The sequence below is a fragment of the Algoriphagus aurantiacus genome, assembly GCF_035156405.1.
Lineage (GTDB): Bacteria > Bacteroidota > Bacteroidia > Cytophagales > Cyclobacteriaceae > Algoriphagus > Algoriphagus aurantiacus.
Genome location: NZ_JAXRUT010000024.1, coordinates 61,633 through 84,611 on the forward strand (window position 1 = coordinate 61,633; position 22,979 = coordinate 84,611).

Consider the following 22,979-nt stretch of genomic DNA (forward strand, 5'->3'; position numbering starts at 1 on the left):
TTCATTTAACATCAGCTAAGATAGAAATGTTGTTTTTATAAACATATTAATGATTGAAAAATAAACATTTTTCTCTGACGTAAATTGTCAAATATTCCCCCAAAAACTCATTTCAATATTCAACAATTCATTAAATCGATTTTTTAGGACCGATCTTTTAACTAAACCAATTATAATATGCAGTTCACTACAGCATTTGACCGCTTAGCCAATTATCCCTACACATCCAGCTAGCAAGTCTGTTACTTTGTCCTTAAGATTGATAAACCACATAGTTTATTCAGGGAGTTAATCTTTTTAGCAGAAACCCATTAAGCCGACTACAATGAAACACTACCTATACCTATTATTTTTAGTACTATCAATTTCACAAGTATCCGCGCAAAGTTTTTCCATTAAGGGGCGAGTAAAACAAGCAGGGACTGAAATCACCATCCCCAATGCAACTATTTTGATTCAAAGTCTCCCTGACTCTGTACAAGTAGACGGAATGATTTCTGATTTGGACGGGGAATTTGAAATTACCGATATCAAGAATGGTGAATACCTTCTCAAAATTCAATACTTAGGTTACGAGAATCTTTTTAAGTCGATCAATGTAACGCAGGATTTAGACGTCGGTGTCTTAAGTCTTAGGGAAGAAGCAACATCTTTGGATGAAGTAACTATTAGTGCCAGAAGGTCACAAGGTGAGCAGAAAGGTGACACAACACTTTATAATGCAGATGCTTTCAAAACTATGCAAGATGCAAGTGCTCAAACCTTAATAGAAAAACTTCCTGGTGTAATATCCCAAGACGGATCCTTACAGGCACAGGGAGAAGCGATCACCCAGATTTTAGTGGATGGCAAGCCATTCTTTGGAGGAGATGTCAAGACAGCTCTGCAAAATCTTCCAGCAGAAGTAATTCAGGGAATTGAAATTTTTGACCAAAAGAGTGACAAAGCACTACTGAGTGGATTTGATGATGGTGAGCGAATGAAAACCATCAATATCATCACCAAACCAAATAGAAGAAAAGGCCAATTCGGGAAGACTACAGCAGGCTATGGAACCGATGATAACTACCTCGCAGGTGCAAGTATCAATTCCTTTAATGAAGACCAACGAATAACTTTCACAGGTTTAAGTAATAATATTAATGTGTTGGATTATTCCAGTGATGCAAACGCCCAGAATAATAATCGCCCACAAAACGGCATTATCACCACAAATATACTTGGTCTGAATTATTCAGATAATTGGGGAGAAAAAATAGAAATCAGCGGTAGCTACCTTTACAATCACCGTAAAAATGTCAATCAATCCAGCCTAATCAGAGAATATGTAACTAGCTCTGAATCTGGCCAAGTGTATACTGAAGATAGTCGAGAAACCCGTACTACCCAAGAGCATCGCTTTGACATGAGATTAGAATACAACATAAACGAAAACAATCGAATTCTATATCGACCAAGGATTTCTGCAGGTTTCGAAACAGAAAACTCCGGTTTTTTTGGCCAAACCATCAATGATGACGGTCCGCTTAACCAAACAGAAAACATCCGCACCGCCAAAAACAAAGAATTTGACATGTCCCATAGACTATTTTACAGTCACAAATTCAACAAGGAAGGAAGAAGCCTTACTTTAAGCGCGAATACTGGTAGTCACGCAGACAAGGACGATGCTTTGCGTAGCGCAACGAATATCTATTATCAACCAAATGAACGCACTGAGTTTATTAATCAGAACATTACCCGAGACCGAACAGGTTTTGATTGGGAAACGGGTATTTCTTATACCGAACCTATCGGAAAAAATGGCCAGATGGAATTGGAATATGAAATAGGAAATAGATTAAATGATTCGGATCAGTTGACTTTTGATATTCTAAATGATGAAATATCCAATCCTGACCTCGCTTTGGACACAGCACTGAGCAACTCGTTCGAGAGCGAATACCTTAGCCAAGAATTAGAGCTTGGCTACCAATACACGCTGGAGAAATTGAAGTTTCAGGCAGAGCTAGAATATCAAAACGCTACACTGAAAAACGAACAATTATTCCCTGCTATGGAATCATTGGATAGAACTTTCCATGGCTTTCTTCCCACGATTAGATTTGATTACACTATTTCTTCTACTACCAATTTCGAATTGGACTATGACACCAATTTGGATGCACCATCTGTGGATCAACTTCAAAATGCAATAGACAACTCTAATCCACTTCAGTTGAGAACGGGTAATCCTACATTGGACCAATCCTATTCAAATAGAATGAGGCTTCGATTCCGTAGCAATAATCCAGAGAATGATCGCTCATGGTTTGTATTTGCCCAGTACCGCTTAATAAATAATGCAGTATCCAATAGTACTTTCACGGCTGAGGAAGCGACAGAATTACCCGGAGGGATAATCTTAGAAAAAGGATCCCAGTTGTTTAGACCAGTGAATCTGGATGGGTACAAAGACTTCAGATCCTGGGTAAGTTATGGTATTCCACTTGATTTTGTCAAGTCAAATTTCAACATAAACGGTGGATTCAGCAGTACACAAAGACCAGGTCAGGTAAACAACCAAATAAGTTTCAACAACTCCTCAAGGATAAGTACTGGACTGTCCCTGAGCAGTAACATCTCAGATCAGATAGACTTCAACATCTCCACACGTTTTTCATTCAATGATGTAGAAAATACGCTTAACCCTAGCCTGAATAATAAATATTACAATCAGCGCTCAAGACTAAATCTAAGCTGGATAATTTGGGAAGGATTTATTTACAGATTGGATGTAAATCATCAGCTGAACTCTGGCCTTTCCGAAGGATTTGATGCCAATGTAGTTTTGATGAATATGAGTATAGGTAAAAAAGTGTTCGCAAATCAGCGAGGAGAAATTTCCTTGAACGTTTATGATTTGCTTGGCCAAAACCGCAGTGTATATAGAAATGTCACGGATGCCTATGTAGAGGATGGACAAAACAATGTGATGCAGCGCTACTTTATGCTTTCCTTCTCCTACAATATCCGCCATTTCAATAAAGGAACGAGTATGGATGACTACAACGAAATCCATAACTAGTAAACAAAAATGGCTGATGGAAAAATCCATCAGCCATTTTTGTTTAGTCTAAAAGGCTCTCACATTCTGCTATACATCTACGGCAGGCATCTGCACATTTGATGCAGCTTTCGTGTTCATGCTTTTCGCATTCCTTAGCGCAATTATAACAGGCATTAATGCATTGCTGCATGAGTATCGCTCTATCCAGCGAACTGCTTTCAGATGAAGCAATGCAGTCTTTACATGCATCTATACATCTTTCACAGAACTTAATACAATCTTGCATCCCAGGTCGGTTGCTGCATGATTCGATACATGCAGCACATGCTTCAATACAACGTTCACATGTCACGATAAAGTCATTTTTAATCATCGTTTCTGAGCTCATAAGAATTATTGTTTGGTTGAAGAAATGATTCACAACAGTCTCTTAAGAGATATTATCTATCAGTTAATAGTTCTGTTCTTATCTGAATCAATAATTTATTACTTCCTACATAATTCAAAAAACCTGCCACTAACAAATCACCTTCTTGAGGAAAATAGGTAATTATTTTGCAATAAACTTACTGAACATCAATACCATATGAGGTATTAAATTCACAAACTGTGGAGGTTAGAATTTAGAAATTCAATTAAAACTGAGGGTTCAGAAACTTTCCTTACTGAATTTCAATTTGCTTACTAACTACAAGCAATCACCTATTTTGAAAACAACCAAACCATACTCACTTCTCGATCTTGCTATTATTCGTGAAGACTTTGATGCCAAAGACGCTTACAAAAGAAGTTTACAGGTTGCACAGCTTGCTGAGCAACTTGGCTACACTAGAATGTGGCTTGCTGAGCATCATAATATGGCGAATGTAGGCAGCTCTTCCCCACAGATTCTAATAGGCTTTTTAGCAAATGGAACTTCCAAAATCCGTTTGGGATCGGGAGGAATTATGCTTCCGAATCACAGTCCGCTTATTATAGCTGAGCAGTTTGGAACGTTGGCGACTCTTTACCCGAATCGAATTGACCTAGGTCTTGGAAGAGCTCCCGGCACCGATCAGACTACTGCTTCTGCGCTACGAAGAGGCAGACATGAGTCAGTACAGGAATTCCCTAGCGATCTAGACGATCTTCAGCGCTATTTCTCTGAAGATAACATCGATTCTAAGGTCCGTGCATTTCCGGCTGAGGGACTTGATGTACCTATCTATTTGCTAGGATCAAGCATGAGCAGCGCTGTGCTTGCTTCGCAAAAGGGATTGCCTTATGCATTTGCAAGCCACTTTGCTCCTGGCTACTTAATCAATGCCTCAAAATACTATCGGGAAAATTTCCAGCCATCATCTCATTTGTTACAGCCATACTTTATTTCCTGCGTCAATGTAATAGCTGCCGATACGGATGAAGAAGCTCATTATTTGGCTACTTCATTTTACCAAACAGCCCTTGGTATCATACGAGGAAAATCGTATCCTATGAAAAAGCCTGTAAAAAGCATGGATAATATCTGGAATGAAGCCGAAGCTGCTGCTATTCAGAATATGATGGCTTGCACATTTATCGGGACAAAAGAAACGCTCAAACCACAATTCGAAAGCTTTTTTAAGCAAGTAGAAGTGGATGAATTGATGATTTCCACTAATATCTATGAGCCTGAGAAACGGTTGCGATCACTTGAAATTACCGCAGAGGTTATAGGATAAAATAAGGGGATCGAAGGAATCCCCTTTTCTTCTTTACTCATCCGCCAAACTATCCACAGGATTACCTAAAGCGGCTTTTACCGCTCGATATCCAACTGTGCCCGCAGTGATTAAAAGCGAAACTGCAATTACGAATACATAAAGTCCGAAAGGAACAGAGGTTTGATAAGCGAAATTCTGGAGCCATTGATCCGTGAGATAATAACCAAGTGGCACCGCTATCGCAAAAGCAATAAATACCAGTAAAATGAACTCCTTAGAAAGTAAGAAAGTAATCTGTGGTATCGATGCGCCGAGAACCTTTCTTATACCTATTTCCTTGAGCTTCTGGCCTACCAGGAAAGATATCAGTCCATACAATCCAATCGAAGAAATCACAATCGAAAGGACTGCGAAGATTTTATAAACTAGTGCCAATTGATTTTCTCTCCGGTAAAAATTAGCAATTGTTTCATCTAAAAAAGATCCTGAATAAATCGCATCTGGATAGACGTTCTTAAACTCTTCTTCAATACTAACCAGCGTTTCATTTCCTGCATTTTTATCAAGTTTCAAACCTACCACTTGATAATACTCTTTTCTCGTAGCAATAATAAATGGCTTGATCTCATCACGCAAAGAATTTTGCGCAAAGTCCTTCACCACCCCAGTGATCGTCATCCAAGGTTCGCCACCACCAATGGTGATTGTTGTTCCTACCGCATCCTCAGGACTTGCCAAATTAAGCTTCTTGGCCATAGTCTCATTGATCACAGCTTCCTTGAGCGTGTCACTTTCCGAAAATCCATTTCCTGCCGCAAACTGCAACCCATAATTATCGAAGTAATCTGCATCTCCGTACTTTAACGAAGTCATAAACTGAACATCTTCTCTTTTTCCGTCAAACCAAAAATTTGATCCCCAGTTGTTGTCTGATGAAGGTACGTCACTTGACATACTAACACTCTTAATCTGAGAATTGGCTTCCAATCGCTGCTTCAGAACATCCAATCTCCCATCCTTCGCTTCATCCGAAGGAATGTCAAAATAGTAAACAGCTTCTTTCGAAAAGCCCAAATCTGCTTCCTGGATTTCTGTCATTTGTTTTACGGCAATTATCGTTGCGATCATCAAAACCTGGGCTATCACGAATTGCATCACCACCAAACTTCTGCGAAGTGAAACTCCACCAATTTGAGCCACTTGAATCTTATTTTTCAATGCCTGAATCGGCTGAAATCCAGACAAAATCAGCGCCGGATAAAAACCTGAAAGTAAGGTAACTCCTAAAATTATTGCACTAGAAAACAGCAGAAACGTCGGTGTGACTAACTTGATTGAGTCTGGAACCTCCGCCACCTTACTTAAGTATGGAAGTAAAACAGTGGCTGCAACCGTAGAAATGATCGCCGAAATAAACACCACCATAAAAGTCTCTCCAAACGATTGGCCAATCACCTGAAGCCTGCTCCCGCCCATGACCTTACGAATGCCAATTTCCTTGCTTTTGCCAATGGCCTGAGCAGTGGAAAGATTTACAAAATTGATTGAAGCCATGATCAGAATGAAAATTCCGATCAAGCCCAAAGTGTAAATCGTAGCCTTTCGGATCATTTCCCCACTGATAGGATCAAAGCGATTGTCAAAATGAATGTCACCCATTGACTGTAGAAAAAAGGACTTTTTCGAAGTGCCTCGATCTTTGTAATTCTTCTCGGCAAAAGCCACTAGCTGCTGATCAATCTGATCTACGCTGCTTGACTCAGGTAGCATCACGTACAATTGAAAATTACTTGAAAAACTTCCCCATTCGTCAAAATAATATTCAAATACATCTTCATTACTTTGAAGAGTTTTGTAGGAAGCCAGCATGTTGAATCTAAAATTACTGTTGTCAGGAATATCAGCTACGATTGCTCCTACGGTAACCTCAATACGTTTTGACAAAAGCATTGCTTTGCCAAAGGCATTTTCCCAAGTCCCAAAAAGCCTTTTTGCTTCCGTTTCTGTGAGCACTACCTGTCCGGGCTGATCTAATACCTTCAGATCACCTGCCAAAATTTCCACATCGAATAACGAGGCATAATCACTTGCTGTAAAAAAAGCATCTTCTATTACAAAATTATTTTCGCCCGTGTTGGTAACAGCCTTCTCAGTAGTGATGAAGACAGTGGAATTGACTACTGGAACAATAACTTCTATGCCTGAAAGATCCCTTTGCAATGCTTCGGGCATGGGTGGTGAGACACCCGGCGTATAATCGATTCCATCTGAATATTCATCCTGAGTCACCACACGATAAATCCGCTCTGAATTAGACTGAAAATTATCATAGCTGAGCTCGTAGCTCACTACTGTGAAAAGCAAAAAAGCAGCAGTGATTCCCAAGGTCAATCCAAGAATATTGATCAGCGTCACACGCTTTCCCTTCTTAAGATTTCGCCAGGCGATTTTAGAGTATATTTTCCACATAGGTTTGTGTTTAGAAATTTCTAGCCTGTGGCTCTTAAACCAAGATCAAACCAGAAAAAAAGTGCGATTTCAGACTTTAAACTATAATTTAATTAAAATTCAGCTCGATTTCCCGAACATTTTTGTTCGCTTTCGGACGAAGAACTTTAAGAAACTGTCGAATCAAATCGACAAAATAGAAATTAAACTGTCGATCCAATTCTACAGAAATCTAAAGCGCAAAACCCCAAGACTTTCATCTCAGGGTTTCATTCTATCGCCCATGTGAGTGTCTCCACTCACATGCCAAAACACGGCAAGTGACGACACAAACGGGGCAAACCTAATCGCCACTGATGAAATTGAGCATGGCTTTGGTAAAAAAATACCGCTTTGGGTTTTGGGGATTATTTATTAGAAAAAGGTAAAGAAGATTCATAAACCTACTTTCTCACTACTCCAAAATTTTCCATAATTTGTCTACATGGGAATAAACTTAAAAATTACTCCAGAGACCATCGAACAGGATTTCGAAAGAATAGCTAAAGAATTGATGAATGATTGGGTTTTGGCAGTCAATGAAACTTCTTACAGAATTACTGAGATTGAATTCTATTGCAAAAGCATTTTAGATAATGGCCCAATAAAAGATCCTTATACGCATGGACATGTTGAGCAGAAGAAATCCCGTACATGGTATTTTCACGGTTCAGGAATTGATTTGACTTTTGGATGCGAAGAATATTATGGAGGAATTCTCCTTCGCGGGATTTATAATTTTAAATCTGAGAATTACATCAATGGACCTCTTAATTCAATTACTGAGATTTTAAGCAATCTCGAAACTTTTTACAAAACAGATTTCAAGATTGGGCTAGAACTAAGAAAAGAAGAGTTGGTTTTTGATAAAGAAGTTTTCAAAGCTAAAAGAATAAATCTCAATCCACACACTCACCTTGATCCTGAAAAAATAATAGAAAAGAAATATAGATTTTTGGTTATGCCAAAACAAAATCATAATGATAAAGAAGGAATAATTCAGGCTCTAATAGGCTCTGGATGCTCTTTAGCAGAAGCTAGAAAAAAAATTTACAAATAATGATTATCGACGAACAAACAAACTTCGTGTATTTAGCTGATTGTCTGCCTGACACCTATCCAGCTTTTGCAAAAGATTTGGTGGAGCAATTTTCTGACAATGGAATTCCATTTGGCTTTTTACCTGAAACTAAAGGTGCTTGGGCAGTTGACTACATGCCAATTCAAGTTTCAGAGAATAAGTTTGTTCGATTTTTATATAAACCAGATTATCTCATTTCAGCTTCAAAATGGTCAAAAACAATATCAGATGTAGATACTGTCTGCGAAAAAATTGGCATCAAAACCATCAAATCTAATATTAACCTCGACGGAGGAAATATTAGCAAATGGAAGAATAGAGTGCTGATTACTACAAAAGTTTTTCTTGAAAATCGAACCCTCTCTGAATTAGATTTGATCGAACAACTCAAGAATATCCTCGAAGTAAATGAAATCATTTTTGTTCCTGTAGAAAAAGACGATTGGCTCGGTCATGCTGATGGAATGGCCAGATTCATAGATGCGGACACTGTTTTAATCAATGAATACAAACATAATAATCCTGTCAACTACATTGATTTTTTATCAGCGCTGCACAATGCAAAACTCAGCTGGAAAACAATGCCTTTTACAAGTCACTCTAATAAAGATCCAGATGATGCTGCAGGGCTTTATTTGAATTATTTGGAACTAGAAAATCATGTGTTTTTGCCAACTTTCAACCAAGAATCAGATCAACTAGCAATAGACAGAATTAAGGAGCTTTTCCCATTGAAAAAGATCATACCGATCTTAGGTACTCAGCCTGCAAAGGATACTGGCGTGATCAATTGCCTGACGTGGAACATTAGAAAATAATGGTTCATCATTTCGCCCCAGTTAGTGTCTCCACTCACATGCCAAAGGCCAGTTAGTGAAGACACTAACTGGGGCGAAGAAAAAAAAGTCGTGAGTGAGGACACCCTCTATGGCAAAACTCTCTGCGCCTTCTTTGCGCTAGCTCAGTGCACTTTGCGGTTAAAAGAAAGAATCATCCTCCAAATTTGCCTTTCAGCGCAGCCAATTTATCAGCCATAGAACCTTCAGATTCTGTCTTTTGAGGTTTATTAGCAGGTCTTTTCTCCATCTTCTTGCCCCGCTCCGCAAAAGGATCTGACTTCATACTCAGGCCAACACGCTTACGGGGAATATCTACTTCCATCACCGTTACCTTCACTTTTTGATTGACAGAAACGATCTCATTCGGGTCCTTTACAAATCGATCTGTCAGATGGCTCAAATGTACCAAACCATCCTGATGTACTCCCACATCCACAAAAGCTCCAAAAGCCGTGATGTTCGTCACCACGCCAGGCAGCTTCATCCCCACTTTCAGATCTGACATACTGTTCACACTTTCTTCAAAAGCGAAAACTTCAAAACTCTCACGGGGATCCCGCCCCGGCTTGGCCAATTCCTCCAAAATATCCTGTAGAGTAGGCAAACCTACTGTTTCGGACACGTAATTCTTCAGTGAAATTCTATTTCTCAATTCCTCTGAATTCATCAAATCTGACACAGAAGCATTAACATCCTTGGCCATCTGCTCCACCAAGGTATAACGCTCAGGGTGAACAGCTGAAGAATCCAGCGGATGTTTTGCCTTACTGATTCTCAAGAAACCGGCAGCTTGCTCAAATGCCTTATCACCAAGTCTAGGCACTTTTTTAAGTTGTGCCCGACTCTTGAAAGGACCGTTTTCATTTCGGAATTCAACAATATTTTGAGCCAAAGTCGGTCCTAAACCAGAGACATAAGTCAATAGCTGCTTTGACGCTAGATTAACTTCTACCCCTACTCCATTTACCGCTGACATCACAGTATCATCCAGTGCATTTTTCAGAGCATTCTGATCCACGTCATGCTGATATTGTCCTACCCCGATGGATTTGGGATCAATTTTTACCAGTTCTGCCAAAGGATCCATCAGTCTTCTACCGATGGAAACAGCTCCTCTTACCGTCAAATCAAGATCAGGAAATTCTTCCCGAGCCACATCAGACGCCGAGTAGATAGATGCTCCGGATTCATTTACCATGGTGACAATCACGGATTTTGGCAAGCCCAAGCTCTTCACAAAAGACTCAGTCTCACGCCCCGCAGTTCCGTTTCCGATAGCTATTGCCTGCACGCCAAATTTTTCCGCCAGGCCTTTCACTGTCATGCCTGCTTCCGCACTTCTGCGTTGCGGCTCATGTGGATAGATCGCTTCGTAGTGAAGAAACTGTCCTTGGGGTCCAAGACACACCAGTTTACAGCCCGTCCGGAATCCCGGATCAATCGCCATCACAGACTTCTCTCCCAAAGGTGCGCCAAGCAAAAGTTGACGCAAATTTTCAGTAAAAACCTTGATTGCTTCCTCATCTGCCTTCCGCTTTGTGAGCAGACGAACTTCCGTTTCCATACTTGGCTTCAGCAATCTTCTGTAGCTGTCTTTGATGGCAAGTTTTACCTGATCCACTGAAGAATTCGCTGAATCAGCAAGAATCATTTTCTCCATCTGATAAATCGCAGAAGCTTCTTCAGGAAGAGAGTCCAGCATCAGGAAAAGTTCTTTTTCACCTCGTCTCATCGCCAAAACGCGGTGAGAAGGTGCAGTTTTTATTGGTTCAGACCACTCAAAATAATCCTTGTACTTGATCGCTTCCTGCTCTTTGCCCGGCAAAACTTTCGACGAAAAAACTCCTTCCTCGAGGAAAAGCTTTCGTATCCTCTCCCGTAACTCTGCCTTTTCATTGATCCACTCAGCCATGATGTCACGAGCTCCCTGGAGCGCCTCCTCTACGGAATTCACTTCTTTAGCAGCATCCACAAACTTCTCCGCCTCAGCTTCCAGATTAATGGACTTTTGCTCAAAAATCTGTTCAGCAAGTGGCTCCAAACCTTTCTCTCTAGCGATTGTCGCCTTAGTTCTTCGCTTAGGTTTGTATGGCAAATAAATATCTTCCAGCCTAGACATCGTCTCAGCAGCTTCTACTTTTTTCTTCAACTCAGGAGTCAATTTCCCTTGCTCCTCGATAGACTTCAAAATTGCTTCTTTGCGCTTCGCCAGCTCTCTCAGCTGCAACACACGGTCACGGATGGCAGCTACTTGCACCTCGTCCAGCTCACCGGTGGCTTCTTTACGATACCTGGAAATAAATGGAACTGTCCCCCCTTCGTCCAGCAATGTCAATGTGGCATTTACCTGTGCAGGTCGTATGTGGAGTTCGGCGGCTATTTGTACTTCGTAATTCATATGATAATAGGAAATCAACTCTTAATTTGAGACGCAAGTTAAGCCTCCTTTTGGAGACAAAAAGGAAGTAATGTGAGAGTTGTCACTAAGCGTCTGGGAATGTGGGAGTAATTTTGGATTGAAATTTTATAGGATAATATTAATTATTGAAAAATTTGGAAGAGCTAGAAAGAAAAAAACATTGGGAGAATATTTACCGAACCAAAAATTTCAACGAAGTCAGTTGGTACCAGGAAAAACCTGAAACTTCATTAGAATTCTTAAAAAAGTTAAATGTTCCTTTGGATGCTAAAATCATTGACTGCGGAGGAGGAGACAGCCACTTGGTAGACCACCTTTTGAACCTTGGCTATCAAGATATTACTATCCTAGACATCTCCGAGAAAGCCCTTTCAAGCGCGAAGGAGAGACTTGGGAATCGGGCAGATAATATAAAATGGATCACCGCAGATGTATCTTCATTTCAACCATCAGAAAAATATGATTTCTGGCATGATAGAGCCGTTTTTCATTTTCTTGGAGAAGATGACGTCACCAAATACCTTCAAATTATCAAGAAAAATTTGAGTCCTGGTGGTCATTTTGTGGTTGGTACTTTTTCCGAAAATGGCCCCACCAAATGTAGCGGAATAGAAATCAAACAATATTCCGAAAACTCACTTAGCCAGATAATAGAAAAGTATCTCAGAAAAATANTGGTTGGTACTTTTTCCGAAAATGGCCCCACCAAATGTAGCGGAATAGAAATCAAACAATATTCCGAAAACTCACTTAGCCAGATAATAGAAAAGTATCTCAGAAAAATATATTGTTTCACAATAGACCATCTTACACCTTCGAAGTCCATTCAAAACTTCGTGTTTTGCAGCTTTCAAAATCAGTTGACCTGATACTAACCTCACACTTCGTAATCGTAGTGCGTATCTATATATGAATTGGAAAAAAGAAATTAAGAGCTGGGGAATTATGCTCAGCGTCGCGGCATTTTTATACTTCACAGGGCTTTTACCAGTCATCATAGGTGGATTACAGTCTGTATTACTTTCCACAGGATTGATAAAACCTACCATCGAAGTCCCTAATTTGACCGACCAGCAATTCAACTACCAAGGTAAGTTTATGACATTTGATGGACAACAAATAGATCTGGAGAGCTACCGTGGCAAAACCCTTTTCATCAACCTTTGGGCTTCTTGGTGCGGACCTTGCCGTGCCGAAATGCCCCATATTTCTGAGCTTTATCAGTCCGTTCAAAATGAACCTGATTTACAATTTTTGATGATTGGAATTGATAATGACATCAAGAAAAGTCAGGGATTTATAGAAGGAAAAAGCTGGGCATTTCCTACGGTTCATGCAAGTTTTGGACTAAACCAAAGTTTGCAAAGCGAATCGATACCTACCACGATGGTAGTAAACCCAGAAGGTAAAATCGTCTTTTATCAAGAAGGTATGAGCAATTTCAATACTGATGAGTTTCGGGATTTTTTACTTTCGCAGTAAAAAAGAACCTTCTGGGCATCTAATAGGCAATTTTCAATATTTTGGTTGGGGACTTCAAAGATTTGTCGTAATCTTATTTTTTGACCCAATAACCTATGAAAAAGTTCTTCCTGAGCATCTTGCTCACTCAAGCTATATACAGTTTTAGTTTTGCACAATCTTCATCTGTACTCTGGTACAATCAACCAGCCACAGAATGGGAAGAGGGATTGCCGGTGGGGAATGGTCGACTAGGAGCTATGGTGATGGGCTTACCTGGACAAGAACATCTTCAGCTCAATGAAGATTCTCTCTGGCCTGGCGGATACGATGACTGGGGGCTGGCAGAAGGGAAAAGAGCCGACTTAGATCAAATCAGAGCCTATTTAAGGGCTGGAGACAATAAAAAAGCCGATTCACTTTTGGTGCTGAAATTCTCAAGAAAAGGAGTCACAAGGTCTCACCAAACGATGGGGGATCTGTGGTTTAACTTTGACTGGATAGAACCCGAAAACTACAGAAGAAGTCTCAATCTTGAAACGGCCACTGTCCTGACTCAATTTATAAGTGAAGGTTTTGAGGTCAGTCAGGAGATCATTGCTTCAGCTCCTGATGATGCCTTGATCATCCGATTTAAGACTAACCACCCCAAGGGCTTTAATGGTACAATCACCATGAATAGGCCAGAGGATAATGGATTTGCTACCGCAAAAACTACAGCTCTAAATGATAGACAGCTTGAAATGTCAGGCATGATTACACAGCGCGGCGGACAACTAGATAGCAAGCCTATTGAGATTTTGAATGGTGTTAAATTTCGAACTTTACTCTTCGCTCAAAATCAATCTGGAGAGATTTCTACTACTGATTCTACTTTAATAATTTCTGGGGCAAAGGAGTTTATGCTCAAGTTAGTATCAGAGACTTCCTTTTACCATGAGGATTTTGAAGCGCATGCAGACCGTCAGCTAGAGAAAATCCAATTGACAAGCTGGGGTGAACTACTCCATTCACATGAAAAGGAATATACTTCTTGGTTTGACCGAATGACCTTGCAATTGGAAAATGATGAACTGGACAACATTGCTACCGATGAGCGAATTGGACGCGTCAAAAATGGAGAAGTAGATTTGCATTTGGAAAAGCTATTGTTCGATTATGGCAGATATTTGTTGATTTCTTCTAGCCGGCCTGGCACCAATCCAGCAAATTTGCAAGGGCTCTGGAATCAGCACATCGCTGCTCCATGGAATGCGGATTACCATGTAAACATCAATCTTCAGATGAATTATTGGCCGGCAGATGTCACGAACTTAAGTGAATTAAACCAGCCACTATTTAATTTTATAGACGGGGTAATAGAAAACGGAAAAAATGCAGCACATAAAAATTTTGACATGGCGGGCTCCATGGTACCACATACCACCGATCTTTGGCAAGTAGCTTTCTTACGTGCGGCCACCGCCTATTGGGGAAGTTGGTTAGGAGCCGGAGGCTGGATAGGCAGACATTACTGGGATCATTACTTATTTACCCAAGACGAAAAATTTCTAGAAGAGCGTGCATACCCTGCTCTAGCCGCTATTTCAGCATTCTATTCTGATTGGTTGGTGGAATACCCGACAGATGGAAAATTAGTCTCCTCACCCTCTACTTCTCCTGAGAATCAGTTTATCAATCCTAATGGAGAAGTGGTAGCAGCTACGATGGGAGCAGCGATGGATCAGCAGATTATTGCTGACGTTTTTAACAATTACTTGAAGGCTTCTGAGATTCTAGGAAAAGAAACTTCACTACGAGAAAAAGTAACCAACCAACTCGCAGATCTTCGTCCTGGCGTTAAGATCGCCGAGGACGGCAGAATATTGGAATGGGATCAGCCCTATGAGGAAAATGAAAAAGGTCACAGACACATGTCTCACCTATACGCTTTTCACCCTGGAGATGCCATCACACAAAGTCAAACGCCCGAAGCATTTGCCGCAGTACGAAAAACGCTAGAATACAGACTTGCTAATGGCGGAGCAGGGACCGGATGGTCCCGAGCTTGGCTAATAAATTTCTCAGCGAGATTGCTTGATGGAGAAATGGCCCACGAGCATATTCAGAAACTGCTTTCCCAATCCCTTTACCCAAATCTGTTTGATGCACATCCACCTTTTCAGATTGACGGAAATTTTGGCTATACAGCTGGAGTGGCAGAAATGCTTGTCCAATCTCATGAAACAGGTCTGATCCGACTACTTCCTGCTCTGCCAAAGGCTTGGGCAAATGGCAGTATAACTGGCTTGAAAGCGAGAGGAAACTATACATTAGACCTGACTTGGCAGGATGGAAAGCTCAAAACTTGCAGAATTTATGCAGGTAATAGTGGCAAAATCATGATTTTCTATGATGGCTCTGAAATGGATCTAGACCTTGAAAAAGGACAGAGCTTCGAAATTGAATATTAAATTCCCAAAATTTCTTTAAGATTGCTTATTATAAAATTAGAATCTCAGGCTTATTAAAAGGGGTTTTCATCCAAGCCATCGTTAGATACAGCCAATGATCAGAAAATTTACCACCTTATTCATTTTAGCAGTTTTTGTTTGGCTGATATGGTCTTTTTCTGGGAGAAACACTCCTCTGCTAGAGCCTAATAGTTATATATCTGTAGTAGAAGAAATTAACCCTTCCGACTCGTTATCGAGGAATATCATTGGCATCCAGCCATATATGGAAGTGTCAGATTATTTTAGTCAGGTTATTTTCAAAGAGAAAATCCGCCAGTATTTAGTAACTGCTAACAGCATAGCATTTATCAAGAAAAGCACCTTGGTGATCTATCCAGAGAATATCGGAACATGGCTTCTCTTATTGAATGAAAAGCATAACCTTGCTGAGAAGAAAACCTTAAATGAGGTTATGAGGACGATAGCTTTTAGCAATGCTTTTGATTTCTTTTTGGGATATATCAAGACTGGAGATGAGTCAAACACGGAATTTTCATCCATCATCCGAATGAAAGCAAAATCTATGGCAAAGGCCTATTTTGAGACTTTCAGCGACCTTGCTATTGAAACCAATGCCTACATTGTAGCAGGCTCTATCCTCTTACCAGATCCTAGTGTAGATGATGGGGAAATTAATTTAAATCTAAGTGGCCCGCTTTATAATGCTTCATTTCTATTTGGCCCTGATGGAAAAGTAGTTGGAAATCCGATTTTAAAATCCTTTCCAAATTCCACAGAAGCTTCATACACAAGTGCTGGTGACCCAAACACATTGCAGGTTTTTGATCTACCGATTGGAAAAACGTTCATTTTGCCTTTCAATGACAGTTGGCAAAGCGATGCTTACGAAAACGCGATAAATGATTCTGCTGAAATTATAATAGGCTCCTCTTTTTTCCCCGGCAATCATACTTTACATTCTAAATGGACTGGATATGATGGGGAAATAAATCCTGAAAATTTAGATTTCGGAGACATTGACAAACTATCAAATAAAGAAGCTTGGGAAAAATACAGCTTACCAAAACAAATTAAAAGCACCAAAGCTAATGTAGGCTTTAATGTATTTTTCCGTGGAGATCTCTGGGATCTAGGCCCAGCTGGACAACCCTTAGTTGTGCTAAATCATAAGATACTTCCAATTACACCAGCTGGAAAAGGCGGAGTTTGGTCTTTTAATTTCTAGAAAAATCAAGCCTCATTAACTTTTACTAGTTGATAATCAGGCTAACTGATCTTTAAAATAGTTTTGGGATTAAAATTCATGTGTCCTATACGTCAGTTTGTTTTGAATAAGGTAACAGACTTTTAATAGTTTGAAAATCAAGTTGTCAACCTTCCGAATAAAGCTTAAATTACCTTATCACTAAACCCAAATACCATGAAAAGATCTCTAAGTGCGATGTTAATTTGCTTGGTTATTTTTCCTGCTTTCTCACAGAATGTCGTGATTCCATCCACAGAAGTTCAAATTAAAACAGCTGTACTGGCTGCTCCTGAAGAAAAGCAAGCGGAAGCCAAAGTCTTAGGATACAATGAGGGTAGAGAATTGATCGAATTGAGAAAAGGTACAAATGAAATGATTTGTATCGCAGATGATCCCAATGGAAAAGGTTTCAGCGTTTCTTGCTACCATGCAGATTTGGAACCATTCATGGAAAGAGGCAGGGAACTCAAAAAAGAAGGAATGGATTTTCAACAGATCTTTGATACCAGAGAGGCCGAAGCAAAAAGCGGCAAACTCAAAATGCCAGAGAAAGGCGTTACACTTTTTGTGCTAACAGCTGACACTGAAAATTACGACGTCAATACTGGAAATGTATCTGACACCTACCTGCGATATGTAGTTTATCTGCCTTGGGCTACTTCAGAGATCACAGGATTGCCTCTAAAACCAAGTGCGCCGGGTATGCCATGGATAATGGACCCTGGTACACATAGAGCACACATCATGATATCTCCGCCGAAGGATTAAAATTGAAATAGTTTCTATCAAGTACCTTATTTTCTGCTAGTGCTTAAAAGTTTTAGGTCGATTTATTTAAGAATTGATTTTATTTTTGAACACTTCCTAGATTATAAACATCCCTCTTAAATGTCCTTTTTCTCAGAGCAGGTCTTTAAAGATCTTGACTTCAAACAAGTAACGCTAGCTATTTCCGAATATGAAAACTGTGTCTTTGAGCAATGCAATTTTTCTAACCTAGATTTGAGAGGAATTAAGTTTGAAAATTGCTCATTTAAAAGTTGTGACATGAGCAACCTCAAGGTTCCCGATGTGTCATTTCAGAAAGTTAAATTTGAACAGTGCAAAATGTTGGGAATTCACTTTCATGCCAGTAACCCGTTTTTACTGGAATTCATCTTTCAAGGATGTCAGCTTGACTACTGCAGCTTTTACAATTTGAAAATTAAAAAATCTAAATTCATCAACAGCAGACTTATAGAAACCGACTTCACTCAAGCTGATTTGACTGCCTCCGATTTTCAGGGATCAGACCTCAGCGGAGCTACTTTTGATCTGACTAATGCCGAGAAAGTGGATTTCAGAAATGCACTTCACTACTCAATCGATCCAGAAAGAAACAGAATCAAAGGAGCCCGATTTGATCTAGATGGATTGCCAGGTTTACTTGGGAAATATGCAATTAAAATTGGTTGATTTCAGAGGAATACATTCTAGCATTCTATTTCTTTTTTTTGAAGCTATATAAGAAAGGTGCCTTGTGTGAACCACCGGAGTAAAGTTTTTCGTGGCGCTCTAAAATATCCAGACTTAGCATTTTCCGTTGAAAATTAGCTCGATTTTGAGTTTCCCCAAGGATAGCGTCATACACTTGCTTCAACTCTTTCATGGTAAATCTTTCGGGAAGAAGATTAAAACTTAGGAGCTTATGATCCAAGTTAGCACGTAGGTGGTCAAGCGCTTTTTCTACAATTTCATTATGATCCATCATCAACTGTGGTAGCTGATCAAAGTCATACCATTCTATAGAATCAGATAATTCATCTGGCTTAGGTACCACATTTTCATAATTGATCAAGGCATAATAGCCTACAGTGATGAATCGTCCTAATAGCCAATGATCTTCAACAAAGTGCCCCTGCTCCTCCAATATCTTACGCATTACCTTAGAATTAAAGCGCTCCATGGACCCAAACGTATGAAACTGCTCGAGAAATATTTCATCTAACCCAGTTCGTTTTGAAAGCCCACGTTTCACCGCTTCATCTAGTGGTTCATCTATTTTCACAAAACCTCCAGGAAGTGCAAAAGTCTTCGTATTGTGGTATTCCAAAACCAAAATTTTGAGCTTTTCTCCAGAAAAACCAAAAATAACCGAATCGAAAGAAATGTTTGGGAGGTGTTTTTCTTGTGGTAATGGCATGCGCAAAATTAGGAAATACTGGTATAAGAAATAGGATTTTTAAAAATAAGCAATTACTATTGTTTCACAAAGAAACATTAATTAGCCCATGAAACCTACCTTCAGATCAATCCGGATTTTTATCCTGATGCTTCTATTTGCAAATTCCACCTTTTTGAAAGCACAAAACAATTATACATTTGAAGTGCAAACCAAAATCAAAAACGGAATGATTGCAGGGGAATACGATACCAAAACAGGCATTGAAAAGTATTTTGGAATTCCTTTTGCAAAACCTCCTGTAGGCGAACTTCGCTGGAAAGCTCCTCAGGAGTTAGACAATTGGGCTGCAATAAAAGAAACTAAGAAATTTGGACCTCGGGCTGTTCAGGCACCGGTTTTTGGTGATATGGATTTCAAGTCTGATGGGATGAGTGAAGATTGCTTATACCTGAATGTATGGACTCCAGCAGATCGTAACACTAAAGATTTACCTGTATTGGTTTATTTCTACGGTGGTGGTTTTGTGGCAGGTGATGGTTCAGAACCGCGTTACAACGGTGAGGCTATGGCTCAAAAAGGGATTGTAGTGGTCACGGTGAATTACAGATTGAATATATTTGGCTTCCTTGCCCACCCAGGCTTGAGTGCTGAGGCACCCTATCAAGCTTCAGGGAATTATGGATTGATGGATCAAATGGCTTCCCTGAAATGGGTAAAGGAGAATATTGCAGCTTTCGGTGGAGATCCTACGAGAGTGACCATTGCAGGTGAATCTGCCGGTTCGATCTCCGTCAGCTATCAGATGGCTTCTCCCCTGTCCAAAGGACTAATAGCAGGAGCAATCGGTGAAAGCGGTGCGGGTATAAACCCGACTTTGGCACCAACATCTCTTGCAGAAGCTGAGAAGCAAGGAGAGGAATTTGCTTCTAAGGCTGGTTTTAGCAACATAAAAGAACTCCGGGCACTTTCTACTAAGGATATTTATGAAATCTATAATGAGTCTAAGCGATTTGGGTTCCCGGTAGTTCTAGACGGTTACTTTCTTCCAAAAACTCTTCCTGAGATTTTTGAGGCAAAAGAGCAAGCAATGGTTCCGCTACTAGCAGGTTGGAACTCGGCCGAAATGTCAGGCATGGCATTTATGCAGGGGCAGCCTTATACTCCAGAAGCTTTTGTCGCAAAAGTAAAAGAAACCTATCCAGATAACTTTGATGAAGTATTGAGCCTGCATCCACATACTGACGCAAAAGAAGTGGAAAGAGCAGCGACCGACTTGGCATCGGACAGATTCATAGCCTATTCTACCTGGAAATGGTTGGACCTCCATGCTAAAAATTCCGATCAGCCAGTTTACAGGTATTTGTATAGCAAGCTTCGCCCACCGTTGAAGGACGAAAGTCTGACTACTGGGCTTGCTGGTGGCACAATAAAAGGTGGCTCAAAAGCACCTGAGGCCATCGGAGCTCCTCACGCTTGTGAAATAGAATATGCAATGGGAAATCTACCTTTAGTGGATGTTTTTGACTGGACTGCTGATGATTATAGCGTATCAAAAACCTTTATGAATTACTTTGCCAATTTCATCAAAACCGGCAATCCGAACGGAGATGATCTACCTCAATGGAATTCCATGAAAGGCACTGATGCTAATCCCCCGGTCCTAGTAATCGATACTGAAAGCAAACTTGTCAAAGCTGAAGATGATGACAGATATCACCTTCATGATAAGTATTACGGAAATAGCAACTAATATCAATCAACCAAATACGATTAAAGGAGAGGCTAATAGGGCTCTCCTTTTTTTTAATCCTGTTTTCCAGCTACCACCATTTTGATGGTATTGTAGTCGTATTTTCCTTCAAAATGAATTCGAAGTGCCTGCAAATTCTTGATGTTTTCGATTTGCGAACTAATCTCTGAAATCACTTCCATAGGTAAGCAATCTTCCAGCTCAACTCTCCCCTCCGCGATGCCCTTCGCCAAATGTCCTTTGATAGTAGATTCAGCAAGCCCTCTTCCCACCACTATATCCCCTATGCTTTTTCCCTCATTGATCATAGAGAAAGTGATTTCGTAGGTCTCTCCAACTTTCCTTTTCAGATTTGCTTTGCCAGCCTTTTTTCTACCTGTTTTGTTGCTGGCGAATTTCGGATTATCGGCCGCTGCCTGCTTCGCAGATTCAGCCAATCGAAGTCGAAGATTGATTTTATCTTGCTCCAAGTCATTCATTTTCCCAGGAATTTTCCCCTCCAAAATTGACGCTATCAGACGGCTTACTTTGCTAATTTCTCCATATTTTCTCAGCAAGCTGACTTCCAACTCCTCTAAGCTATTCGCATAGGTTTTAGTCCTGGAAAATCGCTCTACCTCTGCACGATGAACCAGTATTTTTTCCAAAGCATCTTTCAAGAAATCCATGAAATAAGATGATCCCTTTTCCAGTCGCTCCATCAGTTTATCTTTGTCATTCTGCTGCAAGAGAAATCGGAGTTGATTGCTAAATTTTCCGGCAGTGCCCGCTTGATTTCTTATAAGAGAAGTAATTTCCCCTACCGCTTTTTGCATCTCGGGATCTTCAAATTCCAGTGAACTATCATTCTTTCGTTGGAAACTGTTGATCTCCAAAAGTAAGCCTTGCAAATCAAACGTCTCACCTACCAAAAGTGAAAGGTATCGCTGCTGGTATGCTCCTAAAAGCTCATCGAGTTTCGAGTTCTTTTTGGCACTCTCCACGAAAGTCTGAACCTGAGTGTCTGATTGCAATGCATTGGTTTGAATTCTTGTCCTCAAGATCAATCCTTCCAAACTTCTCAGTCGACTCAAAGCCACATACACTTGTCCTGGAGCGAATGCATTTCCCACATCTATTATCGCCTGATCGAAGGTCAATCCCTGACTTTTATGCACTGTCACAGCCCAAGCCGTTTTGATGGGATATTGGCTAAACGTACCAATGACTTCTTCCTCCAGCTCTTTGGTGTCAGGGTTGATGACATACTTTTTATTTTCCCAGATTTCCTTTCTCAACTGATAGACGAACCGCTTCCCTTCCAACAATACTTTGATCTGCTCATCTTCAAGTTCCTCTACAGTTGCCAGTTTACCATTGAAGTAATCCTGATTTCCGGAGCTATCATTCTTGATGAACATCACCTGCGCTCCTACCCGCAGTTCGAGTGATTTGGGCAAGGGATAGATATTTTCAGGAAAATCATTTTCTATATCAGCCTCGTAAAACTTCGACTCACCCTTCAGAGCCATCAGACGATCACGGTTAATCTGATCAGCCTTATAATTGTGTGTCGTGATCGTAATGCAGTCTTTGATTTCTGCGATCTCGTCCTGAGTTTTGTAGTGTTTATTCAATAGTGTGATATCCTGAGCTGTTACCGTATTTTCTCGCAAATGATTTAACACCTGAATAAAGTCTTCATCCTGCTGTCGGAAAATCTTATCCAGTTCCAAATAGACCAATCCTGAATCCTGTAAAACTCTGGCTTCGAAGAAGTGCATGCTTGGGTAAAATTTGCTGAGAACCTGCCACTCATTATCACGGACAATAGGAGGCAGCTGGAAAAGGTCACCTATCATTAATATCTGAACACCTCCAAAAGGGGTGTTATAATTCCTCTTCACGCTTCTCAACCTATAATCAATAGCATCCAGCACGTCCGCCCGGAGCATACTGACTTCATCAATCACGAGTAGTTCTATGGATTTCAGCACATTTTTCCTGAGTGCATTCAGCGGATGCTTTCGGATCAATGTATGTTGAGTAAAGCATCCGTATTGGTCTGAAAAATTCCCCTCAGGCTCATTGACTGGCAGGAAAAATCCCAAGGGAAATAAGAATTGGGAGTGGATGGTAACTCCGCCAGCATTTAGCGCAGCAATACCCGTAGGCGCCACGATGACGTGATTTTTATGAGTTTGAAGAGCTAAATTTCTCAGGAAAGTGGTCTTACCCGTCCCAGCCTTCCCTGTCAAAAAAATCGGTGCTCCGGTGTTGTTGACAAACTTAGCGGCCAGCTCAAGTTTATCTGTACTTTGATTTTCCATTTGGCGAAACTAGTATATTTAAAAATGAATAAAATG

General features: G+C 40.3%; 16 protein-coding genes. 11 read left to right on the plus strand and 5 right to left on the minus strand.

What is annotated here, in order from left to right; translation table 11 throughout:
- Positions 1–325: 325 nt before the first annotated feature.
- Positions 326–3,067, plus strand: coding sequence for an outer membrane beta-barrel protein (locus SYJ56_RS20080; protein ID WP_323837295.1), 2,742 nt, complete (start codon positions 326–328; stop codon positions 3,065–3,067).
- 43 nt (positions 3,068–3,110) lie between these two features.
- On the opposite strand, the gene SYJ56_RS26080 is transcribed toward SYJ56_RS20080, so the two are convergent.
- A complete protein-coding gene (locus tag SYJ56_RS26080; RefSeq protein WP_465038397.1) occupies positions 3,111–3,437 on the minus strand; it encodes a four-helix bundle copper-binding protein in 327 nt (108 codons plus the stop codon).
- 319 nt (positions 3,438–3,756) lie between these two features.
- On the opposite strand from SYJ56_RS26080, the gene SYJ56_RS20090 reads away from it, so the two are divergent.
- A complete protein-coding gene (locus SYJ56_RS20090; protein WP_323837300.1) occupies positions 3,757–4,749 on the plus strand; it encodes an LLM class flavin-dependent oxidoreductase in 993 nt (330 codons plus the stop codon).
- 33 nt (positions 4,750–4,782) lie between these two features.
- On the opposite strand, the gene SYJ56_RS20095 is transcribed toward SYJ56_RS20090, so the two are convergent.
- Positions 4,783–7,200, minus strand: a complete 2,418-nt coding sequence (locus SYJ56_RS20095) for an ABC transporter permease (protein WP_323837303.1) — start codon at positions 7,198–7,200, stop codon at positions 4,783–4,785.
- Positions 7,201–7,663: 463 nt separating this feature from the next.
- Here SYJ56_RS20095 and SYJ56_RS20100 point away from each other — a divergent pair, with 463 nt between their 5' ends.
- Positions 7,664–8,278, plus strand: a complete 615-nt coding sequence (locus tag SYJ56_RS20100; RefSeq protein WP_323837305.1) for a hypothetical protein — start codon at positions 7,664–7,666, stop codon at positions 8,276–8,278.
- Positions 8,278–9,117, plus strand: a complete 840-nt coding sequence (locus tag SYJ56_RS20105) for an agmatine deiminase family protein (protein WP_323837307.1) — start codon at positions 8,278–8,280, stop codon at positions 9,115–9,117. Before SYJ56_RS20100 ends, SYJ56_RS20105 begins: the two co-directional genes overlap by 1 nt.
- A gap of 172 nt (positions 9,118–9,289) precedes the next feature.
- Here SYJ56_RS20105 and SYJ56_RS20110 read toward each other — a convergent pair whose 3' ends face one another.
- Positions 9,290–11,536: a Tex family protein gene (locus tag SYJ56_RS20110; protein WP_323837309.1), complete on the minus strand. Its 2,247-nt coding sequence runs from the start codon at positions 11,534–11,536 to the stop codon at positions 9,290–9,292.
- 155 nt (positions 11,537–11,691) lie between these two features.
- Between SYJ56_RS20110 and SYJ56_RS20115 the strand changes: the two genes are divergently transcribed.
- From SYJ56_RS20115 to SYJ56_RS20140, 6 genes are all read left to right on the plus strand, one after another.
- Positions 11,692–12,426 (plus strand): class I SAM-dependent methyltransferase, encoded by a 735-nt coding sequence (locus SYJ56_RS20115; RefSeq protein ID WP_323837311.1) that lies wholly within the window; start codon positions 11,692–11,694, stop codon positions 12,424–12,426.
- 40 nt (positions 12,427–12,466) lie between these two features.
- Positions 12,467–13,039 (plus strand): TlpA family protein disulfide reductase, encoded by a 573-nt coding sequence (locus SYJ56_RS20120; RefSeq protein WP_323837313.1) that lies wholly within the window; start codon positions 12,467–12,469, stop codon positions 13,037–13,039.
- A 95-nt stretch (positions 13,040–13,134) separates the two neighbouring features.
- On the plus strand, positions 13,135–15,471 hold the full coding sequence (locus tag SYJ56_RS20125) for a glycoside hydrolase family 95 protein (protein WP_323837315.1): 2,337 nt from the start codon (positions 13,135–13,137) through the stop codon (positions 15,469–15,471).
- A 94-nt stretch (positions 15,472–15,565) separates the two neighbouring features.
- Positions 15,566–16,699: a carbon-nitrogen hydrolase family protein gene (locus tag SYJ56_RS20130; RefSeq protein ID WP_323837317.1), complete on the plus strand. Its 1,134-nt coding sequence runs from the start codon at positions 15,566–15,568 to the stop codon at positions 16,697–16,699.
- A 195-nt stretch (positions 16,700–16,894) separates the two neighbouring features.
- A complete protein-coding gene (locus tag SYJ56_RS20135; protein WP_323837319.1) occupies positions 16,895–17,488 on the plus strand; it encodes a hypothetical protein in 594 nt (197 codons plus the stop codon).
- Between the two features lie 120 nt (positions 17,489–17,608).
- Positions 17,609–18,175, plus strand: a complete 567-nt coding sequence (locus SYJ56_RS20140) for a pentapeptide repeat-containing protein (RefSeq protein ID WP_323837321.1) — start codon at positions 17,609–17,611, stop codon at positions 18,173–18,175.
- Between the two features lie 25 nt (positions 18,176–18,200).
- On the opposite strand, the gene SYJ56_RS20145 is transcribed toward SYJ56_RS20140, so the two are convergent.
- Positions 18,201–18,902: an NUDIX hydrolase gene (locus SYJ56_RS20145; protein ID WP_323837322.1), complete on the minus strand. Its 702-nt coding sequence runs from the start codon at positions 18,900–18,902 to the stop codon at positions 18,201–18,203.
- An 88-nt stretch (positions 18,903–18,990) separates the two neighbouring features.
- Between SYJ56_RS20145 and SYJ56_RS20150 the strand changes: the two genes are divergently transcribed.
- On the plus strand, positions 18,991–20,634 hold the full coding sequence (locus SYJ56_RS20150; protein WP_323837323.1) for a carboxylesterase/lipase family protein: 1,644 nt from the start codon (positions 18,991–18,993) through the stop codon (positions 20,632–20,634).
- A 53-nt stretch (positions 20,635–20,687) separates the two neighbouring features.
- Here the strand turns inward: SYJ56_RS20150 and SYJ56_RS20155 are convergent, their stop codons facing one another.
- Complete coding sequence (locus SYJ56_RS20155) at positions 20,688–22,943, minus strand: helix-turn-helix domain-containing protein (protein WP_323837324.1); 2,256 nt, start codon at positions 22,941–22,943, stop codon at positions 20,688–20,690.
- Positions 22,944–22,979 lie beyond the last annotated feature (36 nt).